Below are 13,708 nucleotides of genomic sequence, written 5' to 3'. Positions count from 1 at the left end.
CTTCATGAGGAGAGATCGCATGGGCGTCTTCGACAGCATTTTCAACGGTGAGCGCCAGGCCAGCGTCAGCAAGTACGAGCCCCCGGTGGCCAAGATGACCTCCGGCATGGTCACGGCGGCAGGCCCGAAGAGCCTGAACACGTGGCGCTTCCAGTCCCAGGACCACAACACCCTTTCGAAGGTCTCCGAGCTGTACGGCGGGGACGTCCGCAAGGTCAAGGGCCCGAACGGCAACGAGGTCGAGCACGTCATCACGACGGACTACGACGTCGAAGGCGTCGTCGACTCCGCTCGCGACGTGCAGGCCGCCGGCATTCTCTGGAAGAACGGTCGCCCGCACCACAAGTGCAACTTCAAGGTCTACCTGAAGGGTACCGCCGAGGGCACCGTGGGCGAGGAGTGCGGCTGCGGCGAGTTCAACCTCTACGAGCTCAAGCAGCGCGCCAAGGCCAAGGAGGGCCCTGCCCCGAACATCTCCGTCGACTTCACCCCGGCGCAGGATCAGGAGTTCGGCAAGGTCCGCTTCCAGTCCTACTCGTGGGACGTCCTCAAGATGATCGACGGCTTCACGGCGGAGATCACGGAGGCCGGCGAACCGGTCGTCGTCTCCTTCTCCAAGGTGTACCGGTCGTACGACGACCCGGACACGGGCGAGCTGATCGAGAAGCGCGAAGTCGCCCTGGCTGTCACCGGCACCCTCAACGACGAGATTGCGAGCTAACCAACCATGAACAACGACGTGGCCCACTTCGTCGTAGCCCTCACGTTCGCCGATGACGGCTACGTCACCCAGCCCCTCTGGAACCTCGCTCCCCGCTACCGCCTGGCGCTGCTGCATGAGCGTCGGGTGCGGGGCGTCCTGCTGGACGACGAGCCCGCGGGCGACCCCGAGTACGCGTGACCTTGTGCCCCGATCCTCTCCGGAGGGTCGGGGCTTGAGGTGGTAGGAGCGACAACTCAACATCGGGAGGCGCCATGCCCGAGCAGGACTGGACCGAGGATCAGAAGCGTGCCTACGCGCCGTACGCCCGCATGTCGCGTGACGAGCTGCTGCACGAGGTCCGGCGGCAGAAGTGGAACGCGGAGGAACGCGAGCGGAACTACCGCCAACTCCAGTGGAACACGCAGGCAAATCGCGAGTGGTACCGATCCGCGCTGAGCAGGGTGCGCGCCCTCGTGAACGTCCAAAAGAAGCACGTGCCGATGGAAGACCTACACGCAGCGCTCCGCAACGAAGACGCCTCCGGCGATCCGCTGGGAGTTCTTCCGACGTGCCCCACCTGCTGCCGAGAGACGGAGTAACCATGCCCATTCACGCGGACATCAACGTGTGCGTCCGGGAGCTGCCCGACCGCATGGAGTCGGAGCAGGTAGCGGACGTGATCCGCACGGCCATCGAGCAGGCCGGCTACAAGGACGTTGCCGTGGACATCGTGTCGACCTTCGGGAGCGTGGACTGATGCCCCGCCAAATCCAGCGCCAACCCCGGCCCCGCCCGAGCGCGCCGCAGGAGCCTGATCGGCGGAGCCCGAGCGGTAAGACGACGCACAAGAACTAAGGAGATCAACATGGTTCGCAAACTGATCGGGGCCGCACTGCTGTCCGTGCCCGTGGCGCTCCTCGCGACGCTCGCGGTGCTGGCCGACCAGGTGCCCGAAGCACTCGCCGGAGCGGGCATCGCCGCCGCGTGTGCTGGCACGCTGATTGCCGGAATGCGCCTGCTTGACGAACGATGACCCCTAGCCCCGTGCTCTCCGGAGTACGGGGCCTTCGGTGGTACCAGGGCCGTCCGGCCCGCGAAGGGAGAGACCGTGGACATCAACGAGCAGTTCGACGCGGTGACCGCCGGCCTTGAGGACGAGATCACCGAGGAGGCCATTCAGGCATCCGTCGACCGCACCATGGGCCACCTCGCCTCGGAGTTCGTCCTCCTGGACCGGCTCTGTGACGAGTTCATCGCACGCGAGTGGACGCCCGAGGGTGCCGAGACTGCGGCGCTGAGCATCTTCAACCGGCTCATGGATCGGCTGGAGTACGGCGTGCCCTCCACGACGGAAGACGGCGAAGAGTGAGCGCCCTCGCCGACAACCTCATGGCCGTCGTTCTGGTCGCCGGGAGCATCGCCGTCTCTGTCGCCGCCGTGGCCTACAGCATTTACGACTTCATCGCAGAACGAGGAGAGAAATGAGCAGCAGCGTTCGTAAGGTCGTGTGCGACATGGAAGGCAATGACCTCGCCCGGGGCGACAGGATTCTCAACGGGTCCCGCACGGGCAACCGCATCCGACAGTCTCACTACGTCATCGTCGATATCACGATGGAAGTCGCCCCGATTACCCGCCGCATCCTGCCCGTCCTGGTGGTCTGGCCCACCGGCGTGGAGAGCGGATTCGTGAAGCGTGCGAGCTTCCGCCGGGAGTACATCGGCAGCGAGCATGTGCAACTTCTCGAAGCGGGCTACGCCGAGAAGAACGGCCTGGACATCGAGGAGATGAGGGGCGCGTGATCCTCCGTCCCGGCAACCTTCCGGGCCTCGGGGACATCCGCCGGCAGAGCGCAGGGGTCACGATCACCGTGGCCCCCTCTCTGCGGTCGGACCCCGCTTGGCCCCGCGTAGCACAAGCCATCGGCGACGCCGTGGCGAAGGGAGCTGCTGTCCAGTGGCTTACGACCCAGACCTGAACGAGGCGCACTACCGCCGCATCCGCCCCTATCCCGACGACGACCCGCCGACCGAGTGGCCGTGGGCGCCGAGCACGTACGCCGACTGGATCACGCCGGCCCTGATTGCGGAGGTGATCGAGTGAGCGCAGCCAAGCGAAAGGGTACCGCCTGGGAAACCGAGATCGTGCGGTACCTCCAAGAGCAGGGCCTCGCCGCACGCCGCGTCGTGCAGATGGGTCGGCTCGACCAGGGGGATATTCACGTCGAAGAGGACTGGGTTCTCGAAGCCAAGAATGTGAAGTCCATCGACCTCGCTGACTTCGTCCGCCAAGCGCTCCGCGAGGCTCGGAACGCCGGCCGCGAGTACGGGGCTGCTGTGGTCAAGCGTCGTAACAGCAACGTTAGTAACGGCTACGTGATCACCGACCTGGAAACCTTCGCCCGCATCATCAAGGCACTCACGCGCTGACCCCCTGCCCGTCTCTCCATCAGGAGGGGCGGGCTTTCGGGGTGCCCAGGGACTTCCAATCTCACCCCCTGCGCCTCGAAGGGAGGCACCATGCACATCGACGAGCTGCTGAAGAACTTCGAGGCCGTGGAGCCCGATCACGACGGGTATCTCATGCGCTGCCCGGCTCACAACGACGGCGCGCCGTCGCTCAAGCTGATCGTGCACGAGAACCGCAAGGTGGGCATCACCTGCCGTCGCGGGTGCGCGAACAGCGCCGTGGTCAAGGCTGCGGGGCTCACCTGGGCTGCGTTCTTCGACGTCACCGGCGAAACCAACCTGCAGTCATCCGAGCGCGCGGTGCCCGTATCCGGCGCGCCCGTGCTGTTGCTGCGGCGGTACCTGGAACGTCTCGCCTACCTCGACACCCCTGCCGCCGGGTACGCGCAGCGACGCTTCGGCATCTCCCCCAAGCAGGGCGCCGAGATCGGTTTGGGGTTCGACCACAACGGCGGGTTTCAGTTCACGTCGTACAGCTTCGAGCGCTTCCCTCGACTCATCGTCCCGATGCGGGACTTCGAGGGCGTAGCCCGCGGGCTGCAGGGGCGGGACCTGTCCGGGCAGTGCCCCGGAAGGTGGCTGTCCCTGGCCAACCCAGAGGGCCAGCACTGGGCGCGTTACGGCGTCTTCCCGGGCCCTGTACGGCCTAAGAGCATCGTTCTGACAGAAGGCCCCGGGGACGCTCTCGCAGTGCGCTCAGCGGGCGTCTCGTCCGTTTTGGTGCGGGGTGCCCAGCTCGCCCGAGTCCCGGGCCTGGCTGCCGAGATCGTGGCCGGTGCCGGAGAGCGACGCATCGTCATCGCTGGGGACAACGACACGGCCGGCGATCTGTTCGTCAAGGGCATCGCCTCGGCTCTGATCGGTGCTGGCGCCCAGGAAGTGCACCGCATGGTGGTGCCGGATCTCGGCGACAAGAGCGACGTCGCCCTGTGGCAGGAGACTCGTCCGGAGACGTTCGCGGACGAGCTCCGGGACGCGTTGAGCAAGGCGAAGAAGCTGCGCTGGGACGGGGAGCTCAAGCACGATCCCGCACGCGTCCAGCAGTGGCGCGCAGACAAGTACGCATCACTGACGAAGGAGAGGGTCGTATGGACGCCGAGCTGAAGCAGAAGTACTGGCGGCAGGTGCAGGTCGCCATGGGCATCAGCCAGCCCAAGGAGGATGTCAAGCATGTAGAGGTAGCGCGGTTCGTCGCCGAGCAGTTCCGGAAGGAGCTGATGTACGTCCCCGGGATCGGCTGGCACAAGTGGGACGGCAAGGTGTGGGAGTCTCAGCCTGACGATTCCCTCGCCTTCCAGATGCTCACCGACGCCGCGGAATTCCTGCTGAAGCACGGCCCCTCGGCGGGCACGGGCATCGACTGGGTGCTTGCCACGGCCGGGAAGATGAAGGTCAACCGCGAGCGCAAGTACATGGTCGACGAGATGATGAAGCTGCGCGAGTTCCGCGTACACGTCGATGAGCTCGATGCCCATCCGCACCTTCTGACGTTCCAAAACGGCACGGTGGACCTGCGGACGGGGGAGCTGAAGGAGCACGACCCCGCGGACCTGCTGACGCAGTGCGCACCCGTCGACTACGTGCCGGGAGCGAAGGCCCCCCGGTTCATGAAGTTCCTTGACGAGGTGTTCCCCAACGAGCCCGAGCTGCAGGAGTTCTTCCAGACGTGGCTCGGGATGTGCATCACCGGGGAGACTCGGGATCACGCCCTCGGCGTCTGGTACGGCGAGCACGGCCGGAACGGCAAGGGCACGACGATCCGCACCATGCAGGCGTGCTTCGGCAAGGAACTGATCATGGACGTCGAGTTCACGATGTACGAGCGGGGCCGCGGGAAGGGCGCACACACGGAGGATATCGCCCGCATGCGGAAGGCGCGCATGATCGTCGCTCAAGAAGGCGAGCAGGGAGCGGCGATGAACACGGCCCTACTGAAGTCTCACTCCGGCGGGGACGGCATTGTGACCCGGCACCTGCACGGCAGGACGTTCACCTTCACCCCGCGCTTCAACCTCGTACTCGCGACCAACCACCTGCCCGAGTTCGCGGCCGGCGGAGCTGCACTGTGGGCGAGGACATACCCGATCCTCTTCGGGCAGAGCTTCGCGGACAGGGTGGACCCGGAGCTTGAGCCCACGATTCAGGGGCCCGAGCGCGAGGGTGTAGCGGCGTGGGTTGTTGAGGGTGCGAAGCGGTACTACCAGGCGAAGCACATTCGCTCGGTCACCCCGCTCGCCGTCATCGCCGCGACCGAGATGCACAAGGAGGAGGTCGACCCCCTGAAGGATCTGCTCGGGGAGATCTTCGAGTACGAGGACGGGGCGCTCACGCCGACGCGGGAATTCAACATTGCGTTGAAGCAGTGGCGCTCGGACATCGGCGACAACACGAACAAGTACGCACCGAGCGCCGTGAAGCGCCACCTACTCAACTCCGGCAAGGTCGCTGAGCGACGCGTGAACAACCGGACCGTGTTCGACGGTATCCGTCTGGAGACACCGCCCACTACGCCGCAGGTCTCGCCTGGGCAGATGGGCGCCAACGCGTAAGACACCACCACACAGAAGGGGTCGGCCACCACGGTCGGCCCCTTTTGCTGTCTACCCGCAGGAGAGAGCTCATGAAGAACTTCACCTTCCCCGTGTGCGGCAAGGACTGGCCCGTCCGCATGGCCACCACGGAGGCCGACCTCACCGACTTCATGGCATGGGTTGCGCGACAGCGCGGCGTCGTCGCCGTGGACTCCGAGGGCAAGGGTCTGGACGTACTGTGCGGCGATCCCGACTACGTGCGCCTGATCCAGTTCGGCACCGCAGAAGAAGCGTGGGTCATCCCGACTGAACTGGGCGCACCGTTCAAGGCTGCCGCTCGGGACGCGATGCTGCGCCTGCCGGAGCTCGTCGCACACAACGCGGCGTTCGACCTGCTGGCGTTCACCATCCATCTGGGGCTGGACCTCGGGGCCATGATGCGCAAGACGTGGGACACACAGATCCTCGCCAAGCTCATCGACCCCCGGCAGGTACAAGAAGGCGGGATCGGTTCCGGTCTGAAGCCGCTCAGTGCGTACTACATCGACCCGTCCGCCCCGGACACACAGGGCGACCTGACGGCCGTGTTCCGCTCGCTGAAGCTGACGAAGGGAACGGGCTGGGCCGGTATTGACCTCTTCCACCCCACCTACGTCTCGTACGCCGGCGGCGACGTCATCCTGACGAGCCGTCTACTTCCCGTCCTGCGGCGGCAGTTGCAGGTACTCGGCGTCTCCGAACTGCTCGTCAGCTACGAACACGACCTCTCCCGCATCTGCGCCACCATGTCACAGCGCGGCATGGTCCTTGACGTCGACTACACCCGCGATCTGCACGACCGTTTGGGGAGGGAGTGTGAAGATCAGACACAGATCGCTCGGAGCTTCGGCGTCGAGAAGATCGGCAGCCCCCGGCAGCTCGCGGACGTGTTCCTTGCGGACGGCGAGACGCTGATCCTCCCCGGGGAGTCGGCCCCGCTCCGCACCGACAACGGCGCCTTGAAGGTGGACAAGGAAGTCCTGTCATACCTCGCGGACGTCGACTTCAAGTCCGGCGAGCGACTGCACCAGCGGGAGCCGCACCCCCTCGCCGTCGCAGTCCTCAAGGCCAAACGCGCCGGCAAGTGGCAGTCCACCTACGCCGAGAACTTCCTGGCACGCGCCGACATGAACGGGAGGATTCACCCCAACATTCAGACCATGGCTGCCCGCACGGGGCGCATGTCGGTCACCAACCCGGCCGTGCAGACGCTCCCCAAGGGCGACAAGATGATCCGCCGCTGCTTCCTGGCCGAGCCCGGAGAGGTGTTCATCAGCACGGACTTCGACGGTGTAGAGCTCCGCGTGCTGGCAGCCCTGGCAGATGTACGGGCCATGAAACAGGTTCTGTCGGCCGACCCCGACCTGCACGGCGCGACGGCGCGGCTCATCTGGGGCGACAACTACACCCCTGAGCAGCGCCAGATCGCCAAGACGATCAACTTCGGCGTCGTCTACGGAGGTGGGGCCGCCACGATCGCGAGGCAGGCCGGCATCTCCTTCGCCGAGGCAGAGCAGGCCGTGCTCGGTTACCACAAGGCGTACCCGGAGATCAAGAGATTCGGTAAGCGACTCCAGAACGAGGCGTTCGTCAACTCGATGGTCGTCCGCTCCGCCACCGGTCGCCGCCTGGTGATCGACCGTGACAGGGCGTACAGCGCCACCAACGCCGTGGTCCAGTCCACCGCACGCGACTGCCTTGGGCAGGCGCTCGTCGGCATGGACCAGGCCGGCCTTACGCCGTACCTGCGTCTCGCCATCCATGACGAGACGATCGCCTCTGCTCCGAAGGCTGAAGCGGACGAAATCGGGCGAGAGATCGCTAACCACATGAACTTCACCCTCTTCGGCGTCGACATCACGGCAACTCCCGAGATCTTGGGGCGCGCCTGGGCCACCCCCAAGGGGTACGAGGTTTCATGATCCCTACCCGCGTAGACCAGTAGCGGGGACCTACTCATCCCGGGATGAGTAGCCCTCGCTTGTAACGATCCTCCGACCCGGCGGGGCCGTTCCAGCGTTCCCGCCGGGCTTTGCTCTGCCTTCGAACACGCGGGTTCGCCGTGGTCGAGACCACCACTGGCCAAGGCTGCACACGAACGACCCGCAAATCTATGCACCTCCGTCATTGTTACGCAGCGCAGTACAACCGTTGCGGCTTCAAGCGAATCGGTCGCTAATGGACCTCAGAGCGGCAAGCCCCCGGGCCTAGAGCTACGGGGGCTTTGTCGGCTCTGACCTCCAACTCAACAGCGGAAGTAGCGAAACCGACGAACATCCGGGCACGCCCGGTAGCCGGGAACGGGCCTCGGGCCGCCGCTACTGACTGTCACTCAAACCCCCAACACCCCACACGCACCCGCTGCATGACTACGCATCACAAGGAGAGACGCCATGCTGAACATCACCGAAGCCCAGATCGCAGACGCAGTCGCCGGAGACATCGAGGCGGCCGGCGAGATCGTCAAGGAACTGACCCCCCGCATCTACTACGTCGCCCGCGACGCCGCGTCGGTGAACGGCCACCTGGACGAGTCCCAGGCCGACGACTACGCCTCGGAAGCCAAGGTCGCTGTTCTGCTGTGCTTCTCCAAGTTCACGGGTTCGACTGCCGGAGCCTTCAGCAAGTTCGCCGACAAGCACATCTCCGACGCCATCGCACAGGCTCGCCGCGTCGAGGCCAACAAGGGTGTCGTGTACGACCTCTCGGACGGCGTGATCCGCACCTGGGAGCGCGCCGTGCGCCAGGCGGGGGGCGACGTGTTCGCCGCCGAGGAACTGTCCCAGTCTGAAGACCTCTTCGGCAGCAACCGTCTCAGCGCCGAGACAGCTTGGCGTGCTCGCATCGCTGCACAACCCGTCGTCTCGCTGGACGCCCCGCAGGAGTCCGGACGGACCCTCTCTGAGGAACTATCCGACAGCGCGGAGCGGAACACTCCGAAGCCCCGCACCCAGGACCAGCAGCGCGTACACGACCTCCTCAACAACATGCGCTCTCAGCAGCGCGCCGACGTCCTCCGTCGTGCTGCCGGTATCGACGGAAACCGCAACTTCGGGACGGAGTACCGGCGCCGGCGGAACCGCAAGGGTGAAGACACGAGCACTTGGGTGCTCAAGGACCCTGCTGCCATCGCCGAGGACATGGGCACGACGGCTCAGGTCGTCAAGTCTGCCTGGAACGAGGGCAAGAAGACGTTCGCGAACCAGTGGGTTGCCGCGTACGGCGTCCGCAAGGACGAGCGCAAGTCGCGCGAGCTGACCGCCAAGGGCGTCGCCCTGCTCGCCGCGATCGAGGAGAACGACCAGCACGTATTCGTGAAGCACCACGGCTGCTACGTCGAGTTCAAGCACATCAACGAAGAGCTCGACATTGTGTGCACGTGGACGAGCAAGTCCCGCGCCGTAGAGCTCGGATTGCTCGCAGGCTGACCACTTCCAATCTCACCCCCCACTCACCAACAGCGAACTCACAGAGGAGAGAGACCATGCACAAGCAGAACTTCACCCTGAACACCGTCACCGGCGCGACCGTCCGCGGGACGCTGGTCGAGGGGGGCATCGCTTACGAGATCGAAACCGTCCAGGCCGGTCGGGTGGTCAGCACGGTCCGCCACACGGTCACGGCAACGCAGGCCCTGCTCGCCGGATTCGCCTCCGCGCACCGGGGTTGACGGGCATGGACTCCTACGACATCGTCCAAGCAGGCGCCCCCGCCCTGGGGGCGTCGCTCTGGTATCGCATCGTGGAGCAGCACTTCGGCTTCTTCACCATCGAGATCCGGGAACTCCGAGACTTCTTCGGCTCCCGGCTCATCGCGAAGGCCCAGAGCTACCCGAACGAAACCACTGCGGACATCGCCGCCGTGGCCCGTAGAGCAGTCGAGAGGATGCCCTGATGGCACGCAAGGACCGGTACAGCGCAGACATCGACCCGAAGAAGTGCGGGCACCCCAACCAAGTGCCGTTCGGAGTCAAGGACAAGACCGCCGCCACCGGTAAGGCACTGCACGTGAAGTGCGGCGACGACAAGCGCCTTGGGTGCGGCGAAGAGTGGCCGAAGTGATCTACTCATCCCGGGATGAGTAGGGGTTCGAAAAGAATCATGGACTTACCGACCGATCGGGGTTGCACTCCGACTGGTCGGAGGTGCATACTGAAGGAGTCAGCAGGGGAGACGGTAACCAACCCGGGGAACCGAGCAGACACCACTTGAGAACTCAATAGAGCAGGCAGCGAAGCCGCTGCTACAGCAAGATCCGCTGGTGTTCCAGTGTGGCCGACAGCTTCGGGTGTCGGTCTAACTGGGCTACCAACAGCTTCTAATTCACACCACTACACCGGAGGCCATCATGGTCGCTCTCCACACATACATCACGGCCGCCACCCCCGACGGACGAATCGCCCGAGGCGATGTCGTCTCTCGGGCCGTCGGCACCGACGGGCGGGTCCTCTACTACGAGGTACTCAACCCGGTGTCAAAAATCATCACCCAGGTCTACCCGACGGGCTGGTCCATCACCCCTCGGTGAACAGCGCCGACAAGAGTTCGGCACTGGCAGTTGGTAACACCCGCCCCGGCCACGCCGCGACGGTGCCCGATCGAATCGGGTCCGGGGCACGCAAGAGCAACAGCGAGAGAGGACAGCGAGATGCGAATCAGCGCACCGGAGGTCACGGCCTCCGACGAACATGGATGCACATGGAACCGGCAGATCAACGGCACTATCTACCAGTTCACCAAGTATGAGCGCTTCCTTCACCGACCGGAGCGCCTGACAGCATCCGTGTTCGATGCCCAGCGGAACGCCTGGGTGGACGTACACAACTGGATCAACTGAGAGCAACAGCCCCGGCAACGCCGCGACGGTGCCCGATCGAATCGGGTCCGGGGCACGTAAGAGGGGCAGCACAGCGAGAGGGGAATAGCGAGATGAACTACACCGAGAAGTACGAGCTTCGATGGAAGGGTACCGCCGGGGGCTGGAAGATCCTCGGAGACAACTACGACACCGAAGCCGAGGCCGTCACCGCGATGGAGAAGGACTCCGAGGTCACGTCCGGCGCATGGCGGGTGGTGCGTGTCTCCGAGGTAACCACCCACAGCAAGGCCAAAGCGTAGACCAACAGCCCCGGCAGGCGTACCCGGATCGTTCCCGGGCGGGGCACGTAAGAGCAGACAGCAGAGGAGAAGATCATGGCAACCGTGTACCAGGGTGAAGAGCTTCGCCGATCCCACAGCCTTACGCGGATCGAGGCCCGTTCCGTGCTGCGCCAGTTCGGGCTGTTCCCGATAACCCGCTGGGAAACGACGGATCGAGAGGGCGCCCCCCTGGAGGTCGCAACGGTGATGGACCCCGAGGAGCCCCGCGTAGTCCTCATCATCGAGGACGTCTGACCCACTGCCGGCCTACCGGTGGCGCCCCTCCGGGGGCGTTCGCCGTGGACTTACAGAGGGAGGGCACCATGACACGCAAAACACTCGCAGGCGACTGCGCCGCACTCCTCGTCACCACTCTCGCCGTAATCGGTGGGCTCGCCCTCGTCACCCACGACGACACGGCAGCAGCCAAGCCGGCGCCTGTAACCATCGCGGTCTACGGGCCGGGTGATCTGGGGGCGGGCAACGACCCCAAGGACTACGGGTACAGCCCGTGGGAAGTGGCGCCGGACCCCGGTCCGATGGGGTACGGCGTCAGTAGGTAGCAGCCTACGGAGAGGAAGCCTCCATGAAGCAGGATGAGCAGTGGTTCATCGTCTACCGACAGCGCGTCAACCCGAGCCGTGCACAGCGCAAGCGCAGCGACTTCCGCGAGAACGTCTGCAAGGTCCGGGGCCGCAAGTCGGCTGAGGCCAGCGTCAAGCGGGCCAACCGGGCGCAGCAGGCCAGCCGGGGCGAGTGGCGCTACAGCTACATGGACGACTGATGGACGACGACCGCGACCCGAACTGGTCGCCCGGCGACAAGGAACCGCAGGACCCGGACGCGCTTGAGCGCAGCGTGTACTGACGAGAGGGGGCACGACATGGAAGCCATTGCAGTTCTCATGATCCCGATTCTGATCACGATAGCGGCGCTGGCGCGGGGCGCATCCCGCCGCTGAACCACCCGCAACCCCGGTCCAGCGCATCGCGATCCCCGCGGTGCGTTGGCACGGCCCTACGGGAGGTAGCTATGCCGAAGCAGTCGAACCGCAAGCTCCGCGTACAGCGGACACTCGATCTCCGCCGGGGGTCAAGGACAACGCCCGTGCCGAGCGCGCGGGTGTACGTACGGAAGCCGAAGTACGTCAGCAAGAACGACCAAGACTGAGAGGGAGGGCATCACGATGGGACGCAAGATCGTGCAGAGCATCAAGGAGTTCGGCCTACTACGGAGCACGGCCCTCGTGATGGCCACGCTCATCAGCTTCGAGGCCGGCAAGAACCTGGCCGAGATGGTGGGCACCCCGAGTGGTATCGCGGGTGCCATGCCTATCTCGGTTGACTGTCTCATGATTGCCGCACTGCGCTCGCGGCGTGTATCAGCAGTGTTCCCCGCGTCTATCCTCATGGGTGCGACGAACGTGACATCACACATGCTGTCTCATGAGACAGGCGGCGTCGAAAAGGAGATCATCGCGGGTGTATCACTCATCCCGGTGATAGTGCTCCTGCTGCTCGAACTGCTTGTTCCCGCAGCTCACGCGGCGTCTCATGAGACAGTCTCACCCGTCGCTGAGCACGCAGTGATACACCCCGCTGCGTCTCACGATGTCTCACGCGTCGAGGATGAGACTGTCACCGAATTGCGCGAGACTATCGCCCCGGTGCTTGAGGCATTCGATGAGACACCCGCTGTGTCTCATGAGACACCGACCGTTGTCTCACCGCCTGCCGATGAGACACAGCAGATGTCTCGCGTCGACGCCATCCGCATCGCCGAAGAAGCGTACGCCTACCCGGGCACCAAGACGATCAAGCAGGTTGCCGCCGAGACGGGGTATTCCACCGCTCAGATCAACAGGTGGCGTAAGGAGTTCGCCAAGGCCGGCGTCAAGCAGCTCGTCACGACGTCCGTGTAACACCCCGTCAGAAGCCCCGACGACACGGGGCTTCTGGCAGTTCTACTGATCTTCTACTTCTAGTCCCCCTACGCGCGGGTGCGCATAACGCGTGGGCGTGCGTGAGGTTCGGGCGTCGGAGTGGAATAAGTTACCGGGTAGTATACAACACCTGTAGTACGAGGAGAGATCATGGACAGCAACAGCGACCGGCGCGACAGTGAGCAGCGGGGCCGCCCCCGGAATGACCCGCGACGGGATGCCGAAAGCCTCCGTGCCGACGACCGGCGCGAGAGGTACGCGGCGGCGATGTACGAGAAGGCGAACCCCGGGTTCCGTTGGATCGACGCTGTGTCGGCGGGACTGCCCGACTGCGCGTACTGGCGGGAACAGGCCGACGCCGCCATGGCCGTGGCGGATGCGGAGAACAGCAGGGTCACCGCTCGCTACGAGAAGGCGGCAAAGCTGGCAACAGCATGGCAGTCCAACGCCGCGAACCGCGCGACTGACAATGCCCGGATGCGCGCTGAGCTGACACGTAAGACAGCGGCGTATGACGAGCTGGTGGAGACGGCGACGAACACCGTTGACCGTCTCCGCACCGACCTCGACACAGCCACCGGCCTTGGCGAGGCACTGGGGCGGGAGGTGGATCGGGTGAGTGGTGAGCTGGCAGCAGCGACCGACTTGGCCAACAGCGAGATCACGGCCCGGTTTGACGCTGAGGCCACCATCGAGCGCCTGCGCGCCGAGCTGGAGAGCCGAACCAGCGACGACATCGCGGAGGGCTTCTACGACCGGGCCGTTGCCGCGGAGGCCACCATCGAGCGCGTGCATGCGGTGCTGGACAGCGGAAGGTTCGGCCCCGCATTCGGGCTGCGACAGGACATCCGCGCCGCTCTCGCCGACGACAACTAAACAAGTGACCC

At 65.1% G+C, this 13,708-nt stretch carries 24 protein-coding genes; all 24 read left to right on the top strand.

Annotated elements, in window-relative coordinates:
• Positions 1 to 19 precede the first annotated feature (19 nt).
• The 24 genes from ACFPA8_RS07845 to ACFPA8_RS07730 all read left to right on the top strand — a co-directional run bounded on the left by ACFPA8_RS07845 (position 20) and on the right by ACFPA8_RS07730 (position 13,697).
• The gene (locus ACFPA8_RS07845; protein ID WP_386444282.1) at positions 20 to 721 is read left to right on the top strand and encodes a hypothetical protein; all 702 of its coding nucleotides are present in this window, start codon (positions 20 to 22) and stop codon (positions 719 to 721) included.
• A 6-nt stretch (positions 722 to 727) separates the two neighbouring features.
• A complete protein-coding gene (locus ACFPA8_RS07840; protein ID WP_386444279.1) occupies positions 728 to 901 on the top strand; it encodes a hypothetical protein in 174 nt (57 codons plus the stop codon).
• A gap of 74 nt (positions 902 to 975) precedes the next feature.
• Positions 976 to 1,302, top strand: a complete 327-nt coding sequence (locus ACFPA8_RS07835) for a hypothetical protein (protein WP_386444276.1) — start codon at positions 976 to 978, stop codon at positions 1,300 to 1,302.
• A gap of 2 nt (positions 1,303 to 1,304) precedes the next feature.
• A complete protein-coding gene (locus tag ACFPA8_RS07830) occupies positions 1,305 to 1,460 on the top strand; it encodes a hypothetical protein (protein WP_386444273.1) in 156 nt (51 codons plus the stop codon).
• Positions 1,461 to 1,568: 108 nt separating this feature from the next.
• The gene (locus tag ACFPA8_RS07825) at positions 1,569 to 1,736 is read left to right on the top strand and encodes a hypothetical protein (RefSeq protein ID WP_386444270.1); all 168 of its coding nucleotides are present in this window, start codon (positions 1,569 to 1,571) and stop codon (positions 1,734 to 1,736) included.
• A 75-nt stretch (positions 1,737 to 1,811) separates the two neighbouring features.
• A complete protein-coding gene (locus ACFPA8_RS07820; protein WP_386444268.1) occupies positions 1,812 to 2,072 on the top strand; it encodes a hypothetical protein in 261 nt (86 codons plus the stop codon).
• Positions 2,073 to 2,184: 112 nt separating this feature from the next.
• Positions 2,185 to 2,505 carry a hypothetical protein gene (locus ACFPA8_RS07815; RefSeq protein WP_386444265.1) on the top strand — a complete coding sequence of 107 codons (321 nt, stop codon included), beginning with the start codon at positions 2,185 to 2,187 and terminating at the stop codon, positions 2,503 to 2,505.
• 154 nt (positions 2,506 to 2,659) lie between these two features.
• Positions 2,660 to 2,806: a hypothetical protein gene (locus ACFPA8_RS07810; protein WP_386444263.1), complete on the top strand. Its 147-nt coding sequence runs from the start codon at positions 2,660 to 2,662 to the stop codon at positions 2,804 to 2,806.
• Positions 2,803 to 3,132 (top strand): hypothetical protein, encoded by a 330-nt coding sequence (locus ACFPA8_RS07805; protein ID WP_386444260.1) that lies wholly within the window; start codon positions 2,803 to 2,805, stop codon positions 3,130 to 3,132. Before ACFPA8_RS07810 ends, ACFPA8_RS07805 begins: the two co-directional genes overlap by 4 nt.
• 90 nt (positions 3,133 to 3,222) lie before the next feature.
• Positions 3,223 to 4,275, top strand: a complete 1,053-nt coding sequence (locus tag ACFPA8_RS07800) for a toprim domain-containing protein (RefSeq protein WP_386444257.1) — start codon at positions 3,223 to 3,225, stop codon at positions 4,273 to 4,275.
• Entirely contained in the window at positions 4,260 to 5,720 is a 1,461-nt protein-coding gene (locus tag ACFPA8_RS07795) for a DNA primase family protein (protein ID WP_386444255.1), read from the top strand. The genes ACFPA8_RS07800 and ACFPA8_RS07795 overlap by 16 nt, the downstream gene beginning before the upstream one ends.
• A 71-nt stretch (positions 5,721 to 5,791) precedes the next feature.
• Entirely contained in the window at positions 5,792 to 7,663 is a 1,872-nt protein-coding gene (locus ACFPA8_RS07790) for a DNA polymerase (protein WP_386444252.1), read from the top strand.
• A gap of 471 nt (positions 7,664 to 8,134) precedes the next feature.
• Entirely contained in the window at positions 8,135 to 9,169 is a 1,035-nt protein-coding gene (locus ACFPA8_RS07785; RefSeq protein WP_386444249.1) for a hypothetical protein, read from the top strand.
• A gap of 56 nt (positions 9,170 to 9,225) precedes the next feature.
• The gene (locus tag ACFPA8_RS07780; protein ID WP_386444247.1) at positions 9,226 to 9,411 is read left to right on the top strand and encodes a hypothetical protein; all 186 of its coding nucleotides are present in this window, start codon (positions 9,226 to 9,228) and stop codon (positions 9,409 to 9,411) included.
• A 5-nt stretch (positions 9,412 to 9,416) separates the two neighbouring features.
• A complete protein-coding gene (locus ACFPA8_RS07775; RefSeq protein WP_386444244.1) occupies positions 9,417 to 9,635 on the top strand; it encodes a hypothetical protein in 219 nt (72 codons plus the stop codon).
• Complete coding sequence (locus ACFPA8_RS07770) at positions 9,635 to 9,802, top strand: hypothetical protein (protein ID WP_386444241.1); 168 nt, start codon at positions 9,635 to 9,637, stop codon at positions 9,800 to 9,802. Before ACFPA8_RS07775 ends, ACFPA8_RS07770 begins: the two co-directional genes overlap by 1 nt.
• A 286-nt stretch (positions 9,803 to 10,088) precedes the next feature.
• Positions 10,089 to 10,268 (top strand): hypothetical protein, encoded by a 180-nt coding sequence (locus tag ACFPA8_RS07765; protein WP_386444238.1) that lies wholly within the window; start codon positions 10,089 to 10,091, stop codon positions 10,266 to 10,268.
• Between the two features lie 120 nt (positions 10,269 to 10,388).
• Positions 10,389 to 10,577 carry a hypothetical protein gene (locus ACFPA8_RS07760; protein WP_386444235.1) on the top strand — a complete coding sequence of 63 codons (189 nt, stop codon included), beginning with the start codon at positions 10,389 to 10,391 and terminating at the stop codon, positions 10,575 to 10,577.
• 92 nt (positions 10,578 to 10,669) lie between these two features.
• Positions 10,670 to 10,858: a hypothetical protein gene (locus tag ACFPA8_RS07755; RefSeq protein ID WP_386444233.1), complete on the top strand. Its 189-nt coding sequence runs from the start codon at positions 10,670 to 10,672 to the stop codon at positions 10,856 to 10,858.
• A 75-nt stretch (positions 10,859 to 10,933) separates the two neighbouring features.
• Entirely contained in the window at positions 10,934 to 11,134 is a 201-nt protein-coding gene (locus ACFPA8_RS07750) for a hypothetical protein (RefSeq protein WP_386444231.1), read from the top strand.
• 68 nt (positions 11,135 to 11,202) lie between these two features.
• Entirely contained in the window at positions 11,203 to 11,442 is a 240-nt protein-coding gene (locus ACFPA8_RS07745; protein WP_386444228.1) for a hypothetical protein, read from the top strand.
• A gap of 23 nt (positions 11,443 to 11,465) precedes the next feature.
• Complete coding sequence (locus ACFPA8_RS07740) at positions 11,466 to 11,663, top strand: hypothetical protein (protein WP_386444225.1); 198 nt, start codon at positions 11,466 to 11,468, stop codon at positions 11,661 to 11,663.
• A 402-nt stretch (positions 11,664 to 12,065) separates the two neighbouring features.
• The gene (locus ACFPA8_RS07735) at positions 12,066 to 12,800 is read left to right on the top strand and encodes a helix-turn-helix domain-containing protein (RefSeq protein WP_386444222.1); all 735 of its coding nucleotides are present in this window, start codon (positions 12,066 to 12,068) and stop codon (positions 12,798 to 12,800) included.
• 171 nt (positions 12,801 to 12,971) lie between these two features.
• A complete protein-coding gene (locus ACFPA8_RS07730) occupies positions 12,972 to 13,697 on the top strand; it encodes a hypothetical protein (protein ID WP_386444220.1) in 726 nt (241 codons plus the stop codon).
• The last annotated feature ends 11 nt before the right edge of the window (positions 13,698 to 13,708 follow it).

The organism is Streptomyces ovatisporus (genome assembly GCF_042653885.1).
Lineage (GTDB): Bacteria > Actinomycetota > Actinomycetes > Streptomycetales > Streptomycetaceae > Streptomyces > Streptomyces ovatisporus.
Note: the sequence above shows the minus strand (reverse complement) of the source record. Positions and strands in the feature narration are given on the sequence as shown.

What these genes read in the sequence shown, in the direction of transcription:
- ACFPA8_RS07845 (WP_386444282.1), top strand. Translation starts at nt 20, where the DNA reads ATGGGCGTCTTCGACAGCATTTTCAACGGTGAGCGCCAGGCCAGCGTC.
- ACFPA8_RS07840 (WP_386444279.1), top strand. Translation starts at nt 728, where the DNA reads ATGAACAACGACGTGGCCCACTTCGTCGTAGCCCTCACGTTCGCCGAT.
- ACFPA8_RS07835 (WP_386444276.1), top strand. Translation starts at nt 976, where the DNA reads ATGCCCGAGCAGGACTGGACCGAGGATCAGAAGCGTGCCTACGCGCCG.
- ACFPA8_RS07830 (WP_386444273.1), top strand. Translation starts at nt 1,305, where the DNA reads ATGCCCATTCACGCGGACATCAACGTGTGCGTCCGGGAGCTGCCCGAC.
- ACFPA8_RS07825 (WP_386444270.1), top strand. Translation starts at nt 1,569, where the DNA reads ATGGTTCGCAAACTGATCGGGGCCGCACTGCTGTCCGTGCCCGTGGCG.
- ACFPA8_RS07815 (WP_386444265.1), top strand. Translation starts at nt 2,185, where the DNA reads ATGAGCAGCAGCGTTCGTAAGGTCGTGTGCGACATGGAAGGCAATGAC.
- ACFPA8_RS07800 (WP_386444257.1), top strand. Translation starts at nt 3,223, where the DNA reads ATGCACATCGACGAGCTGCTGAAGAACTTCGAGGCCGTGGAGCCCGAT.
- ACFPA8_RS07795 (WP_386444255.1), top strand. Translation starts at nt 4,260, where the DNA reads ATGGACGCCGAGCTGAAGCAGAAGTACTGGCGGCAGGTGCAGGTCGCC.
- ACFPA8_RS07790 (WP_386444252.1), top strand. Translation starts at nt 5,792, where the DNA reads ATGAAGAACTTCACCTTCCCCGTGTGCGGCAAGGACTGGCCCGTCCGC.
- ACFPA8_RS07785 (WP_386444249.1), top strand. Translation starts at nt 8,135, where the DNA reads ATGCTGAACATCACCGAAGCCCAGATCGCAGACGCAGTCGCCGGAGAC.
- ACFPA8_RS07780 (WP_386444247.1), top strand. Translation starts at nt 9,226, where the DNA reads ATGCACAAGCAGAACTTCACCCTGAACACCGTCACCGGCGCGACCGTC.
- ACFPA8_RS07775 (WP_386444244.1), top strand. Translation starts at nt 9,417, where the DNA reads ATGGACTCCTACGACATCGTCCAAGCAGGCGCCCCCGCCCTGGGGGCG.
- ACFPA8_RS07770 (WP_386444241.1), top strand. Translation starts at nt 9,635, where the DNA reads ATGGCACGCAAGGACCGGTACAGCGCAGACATCGACCCGAAGAAGTGC.
- ACFPA8_RS07765 (WP_386444238.1), top strand. Translation starts at nt 10,089, where the DNA reads ATGGTCGCTCTCCACACATACATCACGGCCGCCACCCCCGACGGACGA.
- ACFPA8_RS07760 (WP_386444235.1), top strand. Translation starts at nt 10,389, where the DNA reads ATGCGAATCAGCGCACCGGAGGTCACGGCCTCCGACGAACATGGATGC.
- ACFPA8_RS07755 (WP_386444233.1), top strand. Translation starts at nt 10,670, where the DNA reads ATGAACTACACCGAGAAGTACGAGCTTCGATGGAAGGGTACCGCCGGG.
- ACFPA8_RS07750 (WP_386444231.1), top strand. Translation starts at nt 10,934, where the DNA reads ATGGCAACCGTGTACCAGGGTGAAGAGCTTCGCCGATCCCACAGCCTT.
- ACFPA8_RS07745 (WP_386444228.1), top strand. Translation starts at nt 11,203, where the DNA reads ATGACACGCAAAACACTCGCAGGCGACTGCGCCGCACTCCTCGTCACC.
- ACFPA8_RS07740 (WP_386444225.1), top strand. Translation starts at nt 11,466, where the DNA reads ATGAAGCAGGATGAGCAGTGGTTCATCGTCTACCGACAGCGCGTCAAC.
- ACFPA8_RS07735 (WP_386444222.1), top strand. Translation starts at nt 12,066, where the DNA reads ATGGGACGCAAGATCGTGCAGAGCATCAAGGAGTTCGGCCTACTACGG.
- ACFPA8_RS07730 (WP_386444220.1), top strand. Translation starts at nt 12,972, where the DNA reads ATGGACAGCAACAGCGACCGGCGCGACAGTGAGCAGCGGGGCCGCCCC.